The 16,529-nt window shown below is 67.7% G+C and carries 12 protein-coding genes and 1 pseudogene; 4 read left to right on the top strand and 9 right to left on the bottom strand.

The features are described 5' to 3' along the window. Positions 1–53 precede the first annotated feature (53 nt). The gene (locus SAZ01S_RS02255) at positions 54–1,472 is read left to right on the top strand and encodes a glucoamylase family protein (RefSeq protein ID WP_084579651.1); all 1,419 of its coding nucleotides are present in this window, start codon (positions 54–56) and stop codon (positions 1,470–1,472) included. On the opposite strand, the gene SAZ01S_RS02250 is transcribed toward SAZ01S_RS02255, so the two are convergent. Beyond that, positions 1,469–1,687 carry a hypothetical protein gene (locus SAZ01S_RS02250; RefSeq protein WP_084579649.1) on the bottom strand — a complete coding sequence of 73 codons (219 nt, stop codon included), beginning with the start codon at positions 1,685–1,687 and terminating at the stop codon, positions 1,469–1,471. The genes SAZ01S_RS02255 and SAZ01S_RS02250 overlap by 4 nt on opposite strands. 130 nt (positions 1,688–1,817) lie before the next feature. Here SAZ01S_RS02250 and SAZ01S_RS02245 point away from each other — a divergent pair, with 130 nt between their 5' ends. Further along, a complete protein-coding gene (locus tag SAZ01S_RS02245; protein WP_084579647.1) occupies positions 1,818–2,561 on the top strand; it encodes a dienelactone hydrolase family protein in 744 nt (247 codons plus the stop codon). On the opposite strand, the pseudogene mmsB reads toward SAZ01S_RS02245, so the two are convergent. The 4 genes and pseudogenes from mmsB to SAZ01S_RS02225 form a co-directional block, all read right to left on the bottom strand. Next, positions 2,554–3,432, bottom strand: a pseudogene (gene mmsB / locus SAZ01S_RS02240) (3-hydroxyisobutyrate dehydrogenase); the annotation flags it as partial. The gene SAZ01S_RS02245 and the pseudogene mmsB overlap by 8 nt on opposite strands. Positions 3,433–3,637: 205 nt before the next feature. Then, positions 3,638–4,414 (bottom strand): enoyl-CoA hydratase, encoded by a 777-nt coding sequence (locus SAZ01S_RS02235; RefSeq protein ID WP_084579643.1) that lies wholly within the window; start codon positions 4,412–4,414, stop codon positions 3,638–3,640. 12 nt (positions 4,415–4,426) lie between these two features. Then, the gene (locus SAZ01S_RS02230; RefSeq protein WP_084579641.1) at positions 4,427–5,461 is read right to left on the bottom strand and encodes an enoyl-CoA hydratase/isomerase family protein; all 1,035 of its coding nucleotides are present in this window, start codon (positions 5,459–5,461) and stop codon (positions 4,427–4,429) included. A 316-nt stretch (positions 5,462–5,777) separates the two neighbouring features. Further along, on the bottom strand, positions 5,778–6,923 hold the full coding sequence (locus SAZ01S_RS02225) for an acyl-CoA dehydrogenase family protein (protein ID WP_084579639.1): 1,146 nt from the start codon (positions 6,921–6,923) through the stop codon (positions 5,778–5,780). 128 nt (positions 6,924–7,051) lie between these two features. On the opposite strand from SAZ01S_RS02225, the gene SAZ01S_RS02220 reads away from it, so the two are divergent. After that, positions 7,052–7,369 carry a GIY-YIG nuclease family protein gene (locus tag SAZ01S_RS02220; protein WP_245824515.1) on the top strand — a complete coding sequence of 106 codons (318 nt, stop codon included), beginning with the start codon at positions 7,052–7,054 and terminating at the stop codon, positions 7,367–7,369. 128 nt (positions 7,370–7,497) lie between these two features. Here SAZ01S_RS02220 and SAZ01S_RS02215 read toward each other — a convergent pair whose 3' ends face one another. Further along, positions 7,498–8,997 (bottom strand): CoA-acylating methylmalonate-semialdehyde dehydrogenase, encoded by a 1,500-nt coding sequence (locus tag SAZ01S_RS02215; protein ID WP_084579637.1) that lies wholly within the window; start codon positions 8,995–8,997, stop codon positions 7,498–7,500. Between the two features lie 108 nt (positions 8,998–9,105). Between SAZ01S_RS02215 and SAZ01S_RS02210 the strand changes: the two genes are divergently transcribed. Next, positions 9,106–10,020, top strand: a complete 915-nt coding sequence (locus SAZ01S_RS02210) for a LysR family transcriptional regulator (protein ID WP_084579635.1) — start codon at positions 9,106–9,108, stop codon at positions 10,018–10,020. 287 nt (positions 10,021–10,307) lie between these two features. Here SAZ01S_RS02210 and SAZ01S_RS02205 read toward each other — a convergent pair whose 3' ends face one another. Genes SAZ01S_RS02205 through SAZ01S_RS02195 form a run of 3 tightly spaced genes read right to left on the bottom strand, consistent with a single transcriptional unit; the run spans position 10,308 to position 16,448 of the window. Further along, positions 10,308–11,918 carry an alpha-L-fucosidase gene (locus SAZ01S_RS02205; protein ID WP_084579634.1) on the bottom strand — a complete coding sequence of 537 codons (1,611 nt, stop codon included), beginning with the start codon at positions 11,916–11,918 and terminating at the stop codon, positions 10,308–10,310. A gap of 2 nt (positions 11,919–11,920) precedes the next feature. Further along, positions 11,921–14,791, bottom strand: coding sequence for a TIM-barrel domain-containing protein (locus SAZ01S_RS02200; protein WP_084579632.1), 2,871 nt, complete (start codon positions 14,789–14,791; stop codon positions 11,921–11,923). Between the two features lie 37 nt (positions 14,792–14,828). Next, entirely contained in the window at positions 14,829–16,448 is a 1,620-nt protein-coding gene (locus SAZ01S_RS02195; protein ID WP_439951205.1) for a DUF5597 domain-containing protein, read from the bottom strand. Between the last annotated feature and the right edge of the window lie 81 nt (positions 16,449–16,529).

The following is a 16,529-nucleotide window of genomic DNA, read 5'->3' as shown; positions in this document are numbered from 1 at the left end:
TCCGGGGCGGCGCCGGAACTCCGGCGCCGCCCCGATTTTTTTGAGGATTTCACATGATTGATCGCAGGCAGTTGCTCGGCGCCGGTGGACTTGCGCTGGCCGGACTGGCCGGCGCGTGCACGACACCGGGCGCGCGCATCGGCGGCGCCAGCCCGGCACCGGGCGGAGACCCGCTGATCCGCGACCTGCAGGAACGCACCTTCCGCTATTTCTGGGATACCACCGATCCCGAGACGGGCCTTGCCCCCGATCGCTGGCCGACACCGTCCTTCGCCTCGATCGCCGCGGTCGGCTTCGCGCTCACCGCCTATCCGATCGGCGTCACCAATGGCTGGATCACCCGCGACCAGGCGCGCACCCGTACGCTCGCCACGCTGCGCTTCTTCGCCACCGCGCCGCAGGGCGACGGGCAGAGCGACGCCAGCGGCTACAAGGGTTTTTTCTACCACTTTCTCGGCGTCACCAAGGGCCGCCGCTTCGCCCGCGCCGAACTCTCGACCATCGACACCGCGCTGCTGCTGGGCGGCGTGCTGTTCGCGCAAAGCTGGTTCGATGGCGACGACCTGCAAGAGGCTGAGATCCGCACCCTCGCCGACCAGCTCTATGCCGCGGTCGACTGGACCTGGATCACGCCGCGCCCGCCCTTCGTCTCGATGGGTTGGCACCCGGAAAGCGGGTTCATCCCCTCGGACTGGAACATCTATAACGAGGGGCTGCTGCTCTACGTGCTGGCGCTCGGCTCGCCGAGCCACCCGCTGCCCCCCGAAACCTGGGAGGCGTGGACAGCTCGCTTCGACGCGCAGTGGAGCGACCAATGGGGCGAACCGCACCTCCATTTCGCGCCCTTGTTCATCCACCAGTACAGCCATTGCTGGATCGACTTCCGCGGCATCCGCGACCGCTACATGGCAGCGAAGGGCATCGATTATTTCGAGAACAGCCGCCGCGCGGTGCGGGCGCAGCGCGCCTATGCAATCGCCAATCCGGGCGGCTGGAGCGGCTATGGCGAGGATGTCTGGGGCCTGACCGCCTGCGACGGGCCGGGCGACTTCAAGCTGCGGATTGCGGGGCGCGAGCGCGAATTCTTCAGCTATTCGGCACGCGGGCCGGGCGATCGCGACGACGGCACGCTGGCGCCGACGGCTGCGGCGGCGTCGATCGCATTCGAGCCGGAACTGGCAACGCGGGCGGTTTCGACGATGCATGCCCGCTACGGGCGCGGCATCTATGGCCGCTACGGCTTTCTCGACAGCTTCAACCCGACGCTGACCCGCACCGCCGAGCCGCTCCGGCACGGCAAGATCGTGCCCGGCATCGGCTGGGTCGACGGCGACCATCTCGGCATCGACCAGGGGCCGATCCTGCTGATGATCGAGAATCTGCGCAGCGGCCTGGTGTGGGAGGTGATGCGCCGCAACCCGCATATCCGTCGCGGGCTGCAGCGCGCTGGGTTCAGGGGCGGCTGGCTCTAATCGTCCTGGCGGTCCGTTTTCTTGGGCGCGACCCAGACATGGACCGGCACGACGACCTTGCCCGGTGCGGGCTTGCCGATATCGACACGGCTGGCCTGGACCAGCTCGCCATTGGCGAGGGTGAAGGAAGCCCAGGGCTTGGGCATGCGGCCGAACGTCATTTTCTGAATGGGTTCGCCGGTGTTCGAATTCATGATGGTAGCAACGACTGGCATGCCCGTCCGCTATTCGGGGCAGCGCCGGCCTGTCCAGCCGGGCGGCCGACGAATCTGTGGATAGCCCCCTTCCCCCCACCACGATCCGCGCTAAAGCCCCGGCCGAACGGCGGCGGGAAAGGGCAAGCAGATGATCATTCGCAGCGACGAGACCCAGGACGTCGAGGTGCCCGGCGGCGGCGCGATGCGGATCCACTGGTTCCGGCCGGCCGTCGAGGGCCGCTTCCCCGGCGTGCTGCTCTTCTCCGAGATCTACCAGGTCACCGCGCCGATCCGGCGGCTGGCGGCGATGCTGGCGGGCAACGGTCTCGTCGTCGCGGTGCCCGAGGTCTATCACGAATATGAGCCCGCCGGCACCGTGCTCGCCTATGACCCGGCCGGAACCGATCGCGGCAATGCGCTCAAGATCACCAAGCCGGTCGCCGCGTTCGATGCCGATGCGACGGCGGCGCTGACCGCGCTGGCCGAGCATCCCGCCTGCACCGGCAAGCTCGGCACCTTCGGCGTGTGCCTGGGCGGCCACCTCGCCTATCGGGCCGCGCTCGACCCGCGCGTCTCGGCAGCGGTGTGCTTCTACCCGACCGATATCCATTCGGGCACGCTCGGCGAGGGACGCGAGGACGACAGCCTGGCGCGGATGGCCGAGCTCAAGGCCGAGACGCTGTTCGTCTGGGGCCGGCAGGATCCGCATATCCCCTTTGCCGGCCGCGAGACGATCCGCGCCCGGCTGGAGGAGGTCGGCGCCGCCTATGCCTGGCACGAAGTAAACGCCCAGCATGCCTTTCTCCGCGACGAAGGGCCCCGCTATGATCCGGCGCTGTTCCTCTGGGCGATGGACCTGACGCTCGGCTTCTATCGCCGCACGCTCAGCTGAACGTCTTGAGGATCCCCGAAAAATCGAGCCCGGCGCCTTCCCCTTCGACGAACGCCGCATAGAGCTGCTCGGCGCGTTCGCCCATCGGCACCTGCGCGCCGACGCTCGCCGCGGCTTCGAGCGCCAGCTTGAGGTCCTTGAGCATCAGCGGTGCGGCAAAGCCCCCCTGATAGCCGCGGTCGGCGGGCGTTTCGGGGCCGACCCCGGGCACCGGGCAATAGCTCGTCATCGACCAGCTCTGCCCCGAGGAGACCGAGGCGATATCGAAGAAGCGCTGCTGGTCGAGCCCCAGCTTCTCGGCGAGCGCGAACGCCTCGCAGGTCGCGATCATCGTCGCGCCAAGGATCATGTTGTTGCAGATCTTGGCTGCCTGCCCCGCACCGCTGGCACCCGCATGGATGACGGCCTTGCCCATGTCCTCGAGGAACGGCTCGGCGCGCTCGAACGCCGCGACCGCGCCGCCGACCATGAAGGTTAGCGTCCCGGCAGTCGCCGCGGCAATGCCGCCCGAGACCGGCGCGTCGACCGCGAGCAGCCCGTGCTGCGTCGCGGCCTGGGCGACGCGGCGGGCGGTGGCGACGTCGATCGTCGAGCAGTCGATCAGGATCGCGCCGGGCTCGGCATGGTCGAGCAAGGTCTCGGCGTAGAGCGCCTCGACGTGCCGGCCGGCGGGCAGCATCGTCACGATCGCCTCGGCGCCGGCGATCGCCTCCGCGGCGTTCGCGGCAGGCAGGCAGCCGACCTTCTTCGCGCGGTCCAACGCCTCGGCCGAGAGGTCGAAGGCGCGGACGTCGTGGCCGGCCTTGGCAAGGTTCGCCGCCATGCCCCCGCCCATGTTGCCGAGGCCGATAAATGCTACGCGTGCCATCTGCTTCCTCTCTACGTTCCCCTCCCGCTTGCGGGAGGGAGCATGGGGTCGGTCATGCCCCCGGCATGACCTGAAAAGCGCGGGGCGCTTTTCACCCCGTGCTGGGAGGGGCTAACGTGGAAGTCACGCCCTGCCGCCTTATTCCAGCCCCTCCCCCGACCCCTCCCGCAAGCGGGAGGGGAGCGCATGGGGAGAGATCAGTATGCCCTCAACGCCCCGTCCAGTTCCCCGGACGCTTCTCCACGAACGCCGCCATGCCTTCCTTCTGATCCTCGCTGCCGAACAGCGCGTGGAACAGGCGGCGCTCGAAGTGCACGCCCTGGGCCAGGCTCGTCTCGAAGGCGGCGTTGACCATTTCCTTGTTGGCCTTCACCGCCAGCGGCGGCATCGCGGCGATCGTCGCGGCGGTCTGTACCGCTTCCTCGACCAGCTCGGCGGCGGGCAGGATGCGGCTGACCAGCCCGGCGCGCTCGGCCTCCTCCGCGTCCATCATCCGGCCGGTGAGGCACATCTCCATCGCCTTGGCCTTGCCCACCGCGCGGGTCAGCCGCTGCGAGCCGCCCATGCCGGGCGACACGCCGAGCTTGACCTCGGGCTGGCCGAACTTGGCGGTGTCCGCCGCGAGGATGAAGTCGCACATCATCGCCACTTCGCAGCCGCCGCCCAGCGCATAGCCGGCAACGGCGGCGATGATCGGCTTGCGGGTGCGGGTGAAGGCGTCCCAGCCGGCGAAGAAGTCATGGCCGTACATGTCGGCGAAGCCCTGCGCCTGCATCTCCTTGATGTCGGCGCCGGCGGCGAAGGCCTTTTCGCTGCCGGTGAGCACCGCGCAGCCCTGCGACGGATCGGCGTCGAAGGCGCGCATCACGTCGAGCAGTTCGCTCAGCACCTGGCTGTTCAGCGCGTTGAGCGCCTTGGGGCGGTTGAGCGTGATCAGCGTCACCGCGCCGCGTTGCTCGACGAGGAGGGTTTCGTAGGAAGACATGACGTTCTCCGTTCAGGGCGCCCAGGCCTGCGCGGGCGGCAGGGGGGCGAAGATGGCATCGATCGCGGCGCTGTCCACCGCTTCCAGCGTAGAAGGCGACCAGCGCGGCGCATTGTCCTTGTCGAGGATCACGGCGCGCACGCCCTCGGCAAAATCCGGCAGGCGGCAGACACGGGTGGCGACGGCATATTCCTGGGCCATCTCGGCGGCGAAATCGGGCATGTCGCGGCCCTCGCGGACGATGCGCAGCGACACCTTGCAGGCCTGGGGCGACTTGGTGCGCAGCGTGGCGAGCGTCGCCATGGCCCAGTCGCTGCCCTCGGCTTCGAGCGCGGCGAAGATGCCCTCCACCGTATCGCCCGCGAACAGCCGGTCGATATCGGCATAGTGCGCAAGGATCCTCGCGATCGGCGGCTCGATCGACAGATCGGTGAGGATCGCCTGCGCCTTGTCGGGCGCGGTGGTGATCTGCGCCTTGGCGGACTCGAGCGCCTCGGCGGGGAGGTAATGGGTGGCGAGGCCGAGGGCGAGGCACTCGGCGCCGTCGAGCCGGTGACCGGTCAGCGCCAGATACTCGCCCATCCGCCCCGGCAGGCGCGAGAGGTACCAGCCGCCGCCCACGTCCGGGAACAGGCCGATGCCGGTCTCGGGCATGGCGAACTTGGTGTTTTCGGTCACGACGCGGTAGCGCGCCGGCTGCGAGATGCCGACGCCGCCGCCCATCACGATGCCGTCGGCAAAGGCGACGATCGGCTTGGGATAGGTGAACAGCCGGTGGTTGAGCCGGTATTCGGTGCGGAAGAAATCGGCGGCCTCGGCGCCGTCCCCTGCCCCACTGGTCGCGATCATGCGGATGTCGCCGCCGGCGCAGAAGCCGCGGCCCTCGGCATGGTCGAGCAGCACGATATGGACGGAGTCGTCCTGCTCCCAGGCGTCGAGCGCGTCGAGCATCGCCTGGCACATCGCGGTGTTGAGCGCGTGCAGCGCCTTGGGGCGGTTGAGGCGGAGACGCGCCACGGGGCCTTCGATGGCGGTGAGGATGTCCATCAGCAAGATCCTCCCCTAGACGGTGATGGAATGGAAGGCGAGATGAAGGAAAAACGGCGCCCCAAACCATTGTCATCCCGGCGAAAGCCGGGATCCATTGCCCTCGGCGCTGGGGGAAAGAACCGCAGCTTCAGCGCGAATGGATCCCGGCTTTCGCCGGGATGACGGCGTCTATTGCTGCCATCGGCTTGCCCCGCCCGCCAAAAGTTCCGAAAGTTCCGGGAAACCGACATCAACCCCGCTTTCTCCCTGCTCCGCGCGCCGGACGGGAGCGAACAAAGCATAAACATACTGCTGTAGGAAAGCATTTTCCGCCTCAGTCCTTCAGCAATTCGCGGCCGACGATCATCCGCATCACCTGGTTGGTGCCCTCCAGGATCGAATGCACGCGCAGGTCGCGCCAGAAGCGCTCGATCGGATAGTCCATGAGGTACCCATAGCCGCCGTGCAGCTGCAGCGCACGGTCGACCACCGCCGAGCCGGTGTCGGTCGCCAGCCGCTTGGCCATCGCGGCGAAGCGGGTCTTGTCGCCGGTGCCCGCAGTGACCTTGGCGGCGGCGAGGTAGAGCAGCGCGCGGGCCGCCTCCAGCTCGGTCGCCATGTCGGCGAGCAGGAACTGGGTGTTCTGGAAGTCGGCGATCGCCTTGCCGAACTGCTTGCGCTCCTGGGTGTAGCGCACCGCCTCGTCGAGACAGCGCTGCGCGCCGCCCAGCGAGCAGGCGCCGATGTTGAGCCGGCCGCCATCCAGCCCCATCATCGCGATGCGGAAGCCCTCGCCCTCGGCGCCGATCAGATTCTCCACCGGCACGCGCACATTGTCGAGGTTGACCTGCGCCGTCGGCTGCGAGTGCCAGCCGAGCTTGCGCTCCTGCGCGCCGAAGCTGACGCCGGGCATGTCCTTCTCGATCGCCAGGCACGAGATGCCCTTGGGGCCGTCCTCGCCGGTGCGGACCATGGTGAGGTACAGGTCGTTCTCGCCGCCGCCCGAGATGAACTGCTTGGTGCCGGTGACGACATAATGATCGCCGTCCCGCACCGCGCGGGTCTTGAGCGCCGCCGCGTCCGAGCCCGAGCCCGGCTCGGTGAGGCAGTAGCTGGCGAGCCGGTCCATGGTGACGAGGCTGGGGAGATACTTGTCCTTCACCGCCTGCGCGCCGAAGCGGTCGATCATCCAGGCGGCCATGTTGTGGATCGAGATGAACGCGCTGGTGGACGGGCAGCCATAGGCCATCGCCTCGAAGATCAGCGCCGATTCCAGCCGGCCGAGGCCGATGCCGCCCGATTCCTCGGAGACATAGATCGCGGCGAAGCCGAGCTCGGCGGCGGCCTTGATCGTCTCGCGGGGAAAGATGTGCTTCTCGTCCCACTCGGCCGCATGCGGGGTGATCGCATCGGCGGTGAACTTCTGCGCCATCTCCTGGATCTGGCGCTGGTCGTCGGTGAGGTCGAACTGGTGGGTCATGGGTTCACTTGTCTAGCATCGTCATCCCGACGAAAGTCGGGATCCATTGGGGTCTCCGGCGCGGCTCTTGCTGCCGCCGAGTGGCGAATGGATCCCGGCTTTCGCCGGGATGACAGTGGAGGGGTAGGGTGGACAAACTGCCGTGCGTCTACATGCTGGCGAGCGGGCGGCATGGGACGCTGTACACGGGTGTCACTTCGGACCTTATGGGGCGGGTCCACCAGCACCGGAGCGGTACGGTGCCGGGCTTCACCAAGCGCAACAAGGTCAAGCGGCTGGTCTGGTACGAAGTCGGCGGCGACATGGCGGCGGCGATCCGGCGCGAGAAGCAGCTCAAGGAATGGAAGCGCGACTGGAAGGTCGTGCTGATCGAGCGCGAGAACCCTTTCTGGGAAGACCTCGCGATCGGCCTCGGCTTCCCACCGTTGGAAGTCCCTGACCTCTAAGGCGTCATCCCGACGAAAGTCGGGATCCATTCGCCACTCGGCCTGGGCTGGAGCCGCGCCGGTGACCCCAATGGATCCCGGCTTTCGCCGGGATGACAACTGAAGGGAAAGCGACGCCGCCACCCCCATCACCCCATCGTCGGGATGACGAAGGCGTTGGCCGCGTCGCCCACGCCGCCGTCGGGCCAGCGCTGGGTGACGGTCTTGACCTTGGTCCAGAAGCGGACGCCTTCCATGCCGTGCTGGTTGACGTCGCCGAAGGCCGACCGCTTCCAGCCGCCGAAGCTGTGATAGGCGACCGGCACCGGGATCGGCACATTGATGCCCACCATCCCGACATTCACCCGCGCCGCGAACTCGCGCGCGGCATGGCCGTTGCGGGTGAAGATCGCGACGCCGTTGCCGTACTGGTGCTCGCTCGGCAGGCGCAGCGCGGTCTCGAAATCGGGCGCGCGGACGATCTGGAGGACCGGGCCGAAGATCTCCTCCTGGTAGCTCTTCATGCCCGGCGTCACGCGGTCGAACAACGACGGGCCGATGAAGAAGCCCTGCTCGTGCCCCTGCAGCTGGAAGCCGCGGCCGTCGATCACCAGCTCGGCGCCCTCGTCGACGCCGGTCTGGATCCAGCCCTCCACGCGGGCCTTGTGCGCGGCGTTGACCACCGGGCCGTACTGCGCCTCGGCATCGGTGGAGACCCCCACGCGCAGCGCCTCGATCGCCGGGATCAGCTTTTCGCGCAGCGCATCGGCGGTCTTGTCGCCGACCGGCACCACCACCGGCAGCGCCATGCAGCGCTCGCCGGCCGAGCCGAACGCCGCGCCGGAGAGGTCGGCCACCACCTGGTCGAGATCGGCGTCGGGCATGACGATGCCGTGGTTCTTGGCGCCGCCCATCGCCTGGACGCGCTTCCCCGCCGCGACGCCGCGCTGGTAGACATAGTGCGCGATGTCGGACGAACCGACGAAGCTCACCGCGCCGATCGCGGGATGGTCGAGGATCGCGTCGACCATCTCCTTGTCGCCCTGCACCACCTGGAGGATGCCTTCCGGCGCGCCGGCTTCCAGCATCAGTTCGGCGAGGCGGACCGGGACCGAGGGATCGCGCTCGGACGGCTTGAGGAGGAAGGCGTTGCCGCAGGCGATCGCAACCCCGAACATCCACATCGGGATCATCGCCGGGAAGTTGAACGGGGTGATCCCCGCGCCGATACCCAGCGGCATCCGCATCGAATAGACGTCGATGCCGGGGCCCGCCCCGTGGGTATATTCGCCCTTGAGCGCGTGGGGGATGCCGCAGGCGAACTCGATCACCTCGAGCCCGCGCTGGATGTCGCCCTTGGAATCCGCGATCACCTTGCCATGCTCGGACGAGAGCAGGTGCGCGAGCGCGTCCATGTTCGCCTCGACCAGCTCCTTGAACCGGAACATCACCCGCGCCCGGCGCTGCGGGTTGGTCGCCGCCCAGCCGGGTTGCGCGGCCATCGCGGCGGCGACGGCGCGGTCGAGATCGGCGGCGGTGCCGAGCGTGACCTGCGCCTGCACGGCGCCGCTATTGGGGTCGAACACCTCGGACCGGCGGCCACCGCCGCCGCCCGCAGGTCCGCCGATCACATGCTCGATCAACCGCATCTTCGTGCTCCATCCTCTTCCGCGGGCACCGTTGCTATGTTCCAGCGACGCAGGCAATAGGACGAATGTGCAGGTCGAACCTGCAAAAATGCAGGAGCGAGGACGACCATGGACTGGGACGATCTGCGCATCTTCCTGGCGGTCGCCCGGGCGCAGCGGCTGAGCCGCGCCGCGCCGACGCTGGGCATGGACCCGACGACGATCGCGCGGCGGCTGCGCCGGCTGGAAGGAACGCTTGGCCGGCGGCTGTTCGAGCATGCCGCCACCGGTCACATGCTCACCGAAGAAGGCCAGCAGCTGCTCGACCAGGCCGAACGGATCGAGGCGCATGCACTGAACATCGCCGGCACCGCCTCCAAGGAGAGCGCGCTGGCCGGCACCCTGCGGGTGAGCGCGTCGGAAGGCTTCGGCACGCGGATCATCGCCCCGCGCCTGCACCGCTTCACCGGCCGCTTCCCCAACATCCGGGTCGACCTGATCGCCTCCAGCGGGTTTCTGAGTCCGTCGCGGCGCGAAGTGGATGTCGCGGTGATGCTGGCGCGCCCCAGCACCGGCGCGCTCGTCGCGCGCAAGCTCACCGACTATGCGCTCGGCCTCTATGCCACCCCCGGGTATCTCGAATCCGCGCCGCGGCTGGAGGCGCCGGACGACCTGCAGCGCCACGTGATGACCGGCTATGTCACCGACCAGATCTATGCGCCCGAGCTGCGCTATCTCGGCGAGATCGACCGGCGGCTGGTGCCGCAGGTCCGCAGCACCAGCATCAACGCCCAGGCCGAGATCATCGCCAGCGGCCAGGCGTGCGGCATCCTCCCCTGCTTCCTCGGCGACGCGATGCCGGCGCTGCAGCGGGTGCTGCGCGACCGCATCGCGATCCAGCGCAGCTTCTGGCTGGTCGTCCCGCGCGACCTGCGCGGCCTGCCACGGATCGACCGCTTCCTCGGCTGGCTCACCGACGAGATGACCGCGCTGGCGCCGATGCTGCACGGCACCGCGCCGATCGCGACGGCTGATACAGGCTGAACCGGCGGACGAACGCCCGCGCGCAACCCCAGCAGTCGCATCCGCCCCCTCCTCCCCCTCACCCTTCCCACCGCCTCCGGCGGCGGGCCCCTTCCCTCTCCCACAAGGGGAGAGGGAGAAGTTTCGCCCCAATCCCTCTCCCCTTGTGGGAGAGGGAGGGAGCCGCGAAGCGGCGGAAGGGTGAGGGGGAAGCCGGTGTCTATGCGATTGCGATGCCTGGCGACCGGTACTGGGATCGCTGCTAGCAAGCTGCAAATCTCAGACACCACCCTCTAGGCACCGCAGGCTCAGCCGCGGCGCAGCCCGTCGATCCGCACCACCGGCACCGTGCCCAGGCCGCGCGGCAGCGTGAGCGTAAGCCCCGCCGCCGCCTGCCGGAACGCCACGTCGCCGCCGCCGAGCAGCCGCGCGCGCGCCACGCGCCCCGCCCCCAGCCCGAGCGACCGCACGGTCACCGGCCCGGTCGGCGCCTTGAGGAAGAACAGGTACAGCGTGTCGCCCTTGGTGGTGAAGCGGACGTCCTGCTCGGTGAAGCCCTTGAAGCCGTCCTCGTTCTGCATGCCGGCGGCGAGCTGGGTCGGCCCCTCGCCATAGCTGCGCCACGGCCGCGTGCGGAACACCGCCTCGCCGTTGACCGCCATCCAGGCGCCGAGATCGTCAAGGATCCGCTCTTCCTCGGCATCGATCGTGCCGTCGCCGCGCTGGGGCACCGACAGCAGCAGGTTGCCGTTCTTCGAGATCACGTCGGCGAGCCGCTGGAGCACGTCGTTCGCCGACTTGTAGCGCTTCTCGGTAAACAGGCTGCGCTTGTAGAACCAGTCGCCCAGGCAGGTATCGGTCTGCCACGGTTCGTCCCACAATTTGTCGGCAAAGCCGCGCTCGACATCCTGCACCAGCCCGAACCGGGCATAGGGCTTGAGCTGCTTGGCGTTGAGCACCACGTCGATCTTGCCGTGCCAGGCGATCGAGCGGTTGTAATAGTCGGCCGCAGCCGCCAGCCCGATGGGCCCGAACGGCAGCTCGTAGTCGTCGAAATAGCAGAGATCGGGCTGGTATTTGGTGACGAGATCGACCTGCCGCTGCAGCCAGCGCGTCGCATAGGCGGCATCGCCGGCAGGGCCATGCTCGACCCACTGGCCGTCATTGTCCTCGTGCCACTTGCCCATCGCCTGCATCGTGTCGATGCCGTCGGGGGCGACGATGTGCTTGCCGGTGTAAAGCAGCTGCGGATCCAGCCCTTCCCACCATTTGCCGGCGCCGTCCGCCTTGGTGAGGCGGAACGCGTCGTAGCGCTCGCCCTTGCGCAGTCCTTCGGGATCATAGCCATAGGCGGTCTGGTACCAGTGCCAGGCATGGGCGGCGTGGTTGGAGACGCCAAAGCGCAGGCCATGCGCGCGCGCCACCTTCGCCCAGGTGCCGACCACGTCGCGCTTCGGCCCGACGCGCAGGCTGTTCCAGCCGTGATGCGCGCTGTCGTAGCAATCGAGATTGTCGTGATGGCAGGCGAGCGACACGAAATATTTCGCACCGGCCTTCACATAGCGCTGCATCAGCGCCTCGGGATCCCAGTTGGCGGCGGTCCAGCGGTTCTGGACCTCCATCATGCCGACATCGGCGGGATGGCCATAGGTCTTGCGATGGAAGTCGGCCTGGGGGTGCCCCTGCTGGTAGAGGTTTCGCCCATACCAGTCGCCCTGCTCGGGCACCGATTGCGGGCCCCAGTGCGACCAGATCCCGAACTTCGCATCGCGAAACCAGTCAGGATAGCGATAGTTCGCGACGAGCGACGGCCAGTTCGCCTGTACCGGCCCCTGTGCCGTCACCTGCGCCCGTGCCACCGCCGGCAGGGCAGCAAGCCCCGCCAGAACTCCGCGACGCCGCCACCCTGATCCGATCATTATTACCTCCGCTGAACCACGACAGTACCACCTTGATACCGAATTTCGGCATCAAAGCCATTGTCGTCGTTCACCGGCTTGCCGGCGCTCACCCATTTCACGCGGAAGCTGCGGGTGGCGGGCATCCCCGCCCAGCCCTTGCCCTCGCGCGCGCCGATCGTCAGCGTGCCGGCCTTGTCGTCATAGGTCAGCGGGATGCGGCTGAACGCACCGGTCTTGTACTGCTCGCTGCGGCCATCGTCCTCGTAGAGCGAGAACGCGCCGTTGGCGCCGGTATAGACGGTGATCGTCAGCGGGGCATCGCGCTGCTGGTCGACATATTGCGTCACCGGCCCCATCGGCACGATCGCGCCGGCCTTGACGAACAGCGGCATGCGTTCGGCCGGCGCCTGCACTCCGGCGATGGTGCCGCCGCGATAGGTCTTCGCCGTGGCGAAGTCATACCAGGTGCCCGTGCCGGGGAAATAGACCGTGCGGCTGCGCGCCTTGTACTCGGTGATCGGCGCCACCAGGAACGCATCGCCGAACAGATACTGGTCGTTGATCGTTCGGGCCTTGGCATCGGCGGGGAAGTCCATCGCCATGCCGCGCATGATGCTGCCGTCCTTCATATAGGTGTCGGCGCCCAGCGTGTAGATATAGGGCATCAGCCGGTAGCGGAGCTGGTCGTACCACACCATCGACGCGCGCATCGGCGAACCCTCGGGCGAAATCTCGTAGATCTCGCGATACGGGAACTCGCCATGGCTGCGGAACAGCGGGCTGAACGCGCCGAACTGGAACCAGCGCAGGTTGAGCTCACGCCATTCGGCAAGGTCCTCCGGCTTGGGGTTCTTGGTCTCGTAGCGCGGCTCCACCGCGAAGCCGCCGATATCGTGCGTCCAGTTGGGCAGGCCCGACATCGAGGCATTGACCCCGGCCGAAATCTGCGCGCGCAGATCGTACCAGCGGGTCGCGACGTCGCCCGACCAGATCGCCGCGCCATAACGCTGCAGGCCGCCAAAGCCCGAACGGGTGAGCAGGAACGGCCGCACATCGGGCTTGAAGCTGCGCCAGCCCTCGAAGAAGGCGCGGGCGTTCATCAGCGGGTAGCTGTTGAAATACTGCTCGGCCGGGCCGATCGCGGTCGGGCCCATGGTGTCGATCCGCTCGGGAATCGAGAGGTTGGAGTGCATGTCCGGCTCGCTGGCATCGGCCCACCAGGCATCGGTGCCGAGCACGCCCAGCTTCGCCTGCACTTGGCGCCAGAAGATGCGGCGCCCCTCGGCTGAATAGGGATCGTAGAAGGTGCTCTGATAGCCGGGGCCGACCCAGTCCTTGTTCCCCTGGCGGAGATTGCCCTGATAGGCAGCACCCGCCGCGTTCAGTTCCTTGTAGTTCTCGGTCGTCGGATAGAATTTCGGCCAGACCGAGATCATGAAGTTGGCGTGATCGGCATGGACCTTGTCGATCATCGCCTTCGGGTTCGGGAAGCGGGTGGGGTCGAAATCGTGGCTGCCCCAGTTGTCGTCGCGCCAATAGCGCCAGTCGAGCACGATATTGTCGAGCGGGATATTCAGCGAACGGTACTTGTCGACCACGCCGGTCACCTCGGCGGCGGTGTCGTAGCGCTGGCGCGACTGCCAGAAGCCATAGACCCATTTGGGCATCATCTCGGCCTTGCCGGTAAGCTGGCGATAGCCGGCGATCACGCCGTCGAGAGTGTCGGCGGGGACGAACCAATAGCTCTTGGCCTGCCCCACCTCGCTGGTGAACCAAACCGAATGGCGGTCCTGCGCGGGCAGCGGGTCGTTATGGAGCAGCGCCATATAGCCGGCGTTGGGCTCCCATTCGATGCGGATCTGGACCGGCTTGCCCTTGACCATCGGCAGGTCGAAATTGGCGTACCAGGGGTTCCAGTTCTGCCGCCAGCGATCGAGCACCAGCTTTCCGTCGGCATAGACCTTGTAATAGCTCGAGCCGTAGAGCTGGAACTTGTGGGTGCCGGTCACCTCGGGCTGCACGTCGCCCGTCCACACCACGGTCTGCTTCTGCACCGCGTTGCCGGCGGTGTTCTGGCCGCCGGTCGCCGCGACGGTCTTGGCCTTGGCTTCCTCGGGCCAGTTCTTCTGGTCCTTGATGTACTGATAGTCGATCGTTGCTTCCTGGCGCGCGACCGCCAGCTTGCCGTCAAGGAAATACTCGGCCTTCCAGCCCGGCTTGCCGCCGCTCGTCACCTTCAGCCCCTCGCCGACCAGCGTATAGGGCTTGGGATTGCCGAAGCGGCTGATGCTGGCATTGTCCCAGAGCAGGCCATAGCTGCGCGTCGAGACGACGAACGGCACGGCGATGTCCATATTGTGCTGGGCGAGTTCGACGTCCTCGCCATTATAGTTCATCTGGGCATTCTGGTGCTGGCCCAGCCCGTACAGCCCCTCGTCGGTGCCGCGGTTGAACTGCTGGCTGACCGCGACGAACGGCTTGCCCTCGACGGTGACCGGCTTGAACGCCGCCTGGCCGGATTCGGCGAGCAGCTCGCGCCCCTTGGCGTCGGTGAAGCGGACGCGGCCGGTGGCGATCTCGATATCGGCGGTGGCGCGCTTGGCCTTGACCAGCACATGGCCGTTCGCCTCGCTTACCTCGAACGCACCGGCGGCCGGCGGGTTGGCGGCCATCAGGCTCGGCGCGAGCGTGCCGGTGTCGACGCCCTTGGGGGTGGCGATAACGTGGAAGATGCCGTCGCCATGGACGGTCACTTCGACCTTGGCGGCGCTGCCGCCGGTCGGCGTGACGACCACGCCGGTATCGCTGCGGCTATAGCCATTTTCCTGCGCCGCCTGCGCCGACGCCATCGCGCTGCCGGCGAGCAGCGCCGCGATCCAAACCCTCTTCATGCCCTAGTCTCCTGCCTTGTTCTTGTCATGCAAATGATTAGCGGTAGCGGCCCATGGTGACCCTCAGGACCTGCGGTCGGTCGATCAGGTTGAGCCCGTAATCGGTCTGGTCGCCGTTCCATACGCGCGTCGTCCGCCACGTGCCGTCGACGAAGGTACCTTCCTCGGTGCGCAGCAGGATGCCGTTGGGTGCGCTGCCTGGCGCGGGCGCAAAGGTAACGCGGACATGATCGCCGACCACCAGGAACTCGTTGTCGGAAAGCTGCGCCACCGCGACGCCGCCGATCTTCTCCGCGCCCCAAGGCGCCGGATCGGATTTGAGGAAGCTCCATTCCTTCATGCCGAACTGCCACTCGCCCCAGCTGGCGGTGATCTGCCAGCCGCCGAGCGTGGTGCTGCGCGGCGTGTTGTCGTCGGGCTTGGCGACGCCCCAGGTCGGGCGGGTATAGGCGATCCGCGCCCAATCGCGCGCGATGCCCTGCAGCATGCCATAGGGCAGCGCGAAGGCGTCCATCGTCGCCGCATCGAGATCGCGCGCGCCGAGCGGGAAGTTGAAATAGCCGGTGGCGTCCATCCCGAACGGCGCGAAGCCGATCGCGCCGCGGCCCAGCGCCTCGTAGAAGAAGCGGGCGAACTCACGGGCGTTGCCGATTTCCGGCACCATCAGCGCGTTGTCGGGCCGGGCATATTTCTCGAGGTAGAGCGAGACATTGGCGCTGCTGCGATCATAGAGGTCGGGGGCGGCGAAATCGAGCGCGGGGGCGGCTGCCTTCCAGATCTCGAGCACGTCCTGCTGCGGCCCGCCGCTCGCCACCCCGTCGGGATCGGGCACGTTGGAGGGACCGGCGAGCGCCGCATTGACGTACATCGGCAGCGGCTTCACTGCCTTGCCCGCCGCCGCGATCGCATTCACGTAGCGCGCGACATACCAGCTGTTGAACGCACGATCGGCCTGCGCGCCGAACGCCTGCGCCCAGGTGCCGCGCTTGCCGGTCTTCTTCGCCAGCTCGGCCGGGATCTGCTGCGCGAACAGGCGGTTGCCCTCGGCCGAATAGTCGCGCGGGTTGCGGTAGCTGCCGGTCTCGTTCTCGGGCTGAACCAGGATCACGGTGTTCTGCGGATCATGGTCGCGGAGATATTCCATCACCTTCACGAAGGCACGCAGGTCCGCCTTGAGCGTCTCAGGCCCATGGGCGCTGAGCACGCCGTGGTCCTTGCCGTCGCGCGTCTTCATCCGCGGGAAGCGCCGCGCGTCCAGCTTCACCCAGTCGGGCGTGTAGCTGTAGCTGGTGTTCTTCCAGGTACCGAACCACAGCAGCACCACACGCTTGTCGTGCGTGCGCGCCTGGTCGAGCAGGGTCTGGAGGAAGCGGAGGTCGAACTGCCCCTCGCGCGGCTCGACCTGCTGCCAGGCAATCGGCACTTCCACCGTGTTGGCGTGCATCCGGTCAAGCACGGGCCAGGCGGTGGCGAGCGGCTCGGCATAGTTGCTCGAATTATTGACCTGGCCGCCGAGCATCAGGAACGGCGCGCCGTCGACGATCAGGGCGTGGCGGCCGTTCCTGCTTTCGATATGCGGCACCGGCGTCGCCGTCTGCGCGGTCGCCGTGCCGGCGAGCAGCAGCGCCCCCAAGGTGAGCACCGAGCGGATCGGCACTTTCGCTCCCCTCCCGCTTGCGGGAGGGGTCGGGGGAGGGAACGACGTGAAGGTAACGCTGGAGCGCGCCAGCCCCCCCCC

This window comes from Sphingomonas azotifigens NBRC 15497 (assembly GCF_002091475.1).
GTDB lineage: Bacteria > Pseudomonadota > Alphaproteobacteria > Sphingomonadales > Sphingomonadaceae > Sphingomonas > Sphingomonas azotifigens.
The sequence above is the reverse complement of the archived record's forward strand: the minus strand, read 5'-3'. Positions and strand labels throughout refer to the sequence as shown.

Excerpts from the sequence above, each read along its gene's own strand:
- SAZ01S_RS02230 (WP_084579641.1), bottom strand. The coding sequence starts at position 5,461 with ATGGACATCCTCACCGCCATCGAAGGCCCCGTGGCGCGTCTCCGCCTC.
- SAZ01S_RS02205 (WP_084579634.1), bottom strand. The coding sequence starts at position 11,918 with ATGATCGGATCAGGGTGGCGGCGTCGCGGAGTTCTGGCGGGGCTTGCT.
- SAZ01S_RS02225 (WP_084579639.1), bottom strand. The coding sequence starts at position 6,923 with ATGACCCACCAGTTCGACCTCACCGACGACCAGCGCCAGATCCAGGAG.
- SAZ01S_RS02255 (WP_084579651.1), top strand. The coding sequence starts at position 54 with ATGATTGATCGCAGGCAGTTGCTCGGCGCCGGTGGACTTGCGCTGGCC.
- SAZ01S_RS02250 (WP_084579649.1), bottom strand. The coding sequence starts at position 1,687 with ATGCCAGTCGTTGCTACCATCATGAATTCGAACACCGGCGAACCCATT.
- SAZ01S_RS02210 (WP_084579635.1), top strand. The coding sequence starts at position 9,106 with ATGGACTGGGACGATCTGCGCATCTTCCTGGCGGTCGCCCGGGCGCAG.
- SAZ01S_RS02215 (WP_084579637.1), bottom strand. The coding sequence starts at position 8,997 with ATGCGGTTGATCGAGCATGTGATCGGCGGACCTGCGGGCGGCGGCGGT.
- SAZ01S_RS02245 (WP_084579647.1), top strand. The coding sequence starts at position 1,818 with ATGATCATTCGCAGCGACGAGACCCAGGACGTCGAGGTGCCCGGCGGC.
- SAZ01S_RS02200 (WP_084579632.1), bottom strand. The coding sequence starts at position 14,791 with ATGAAGAGGGTTTGGATCGCGGCGCTGCTCGCCGGCAGCGCGATGGCG.
- SAZ01S_RS02235 (WP_084579643.1), bottom strand. The coding sequence starts at position 4,414 with ATGTCTTCCTACGAAACCCTCCTCGTCGAGCAACGCGGCGCGGTGACG.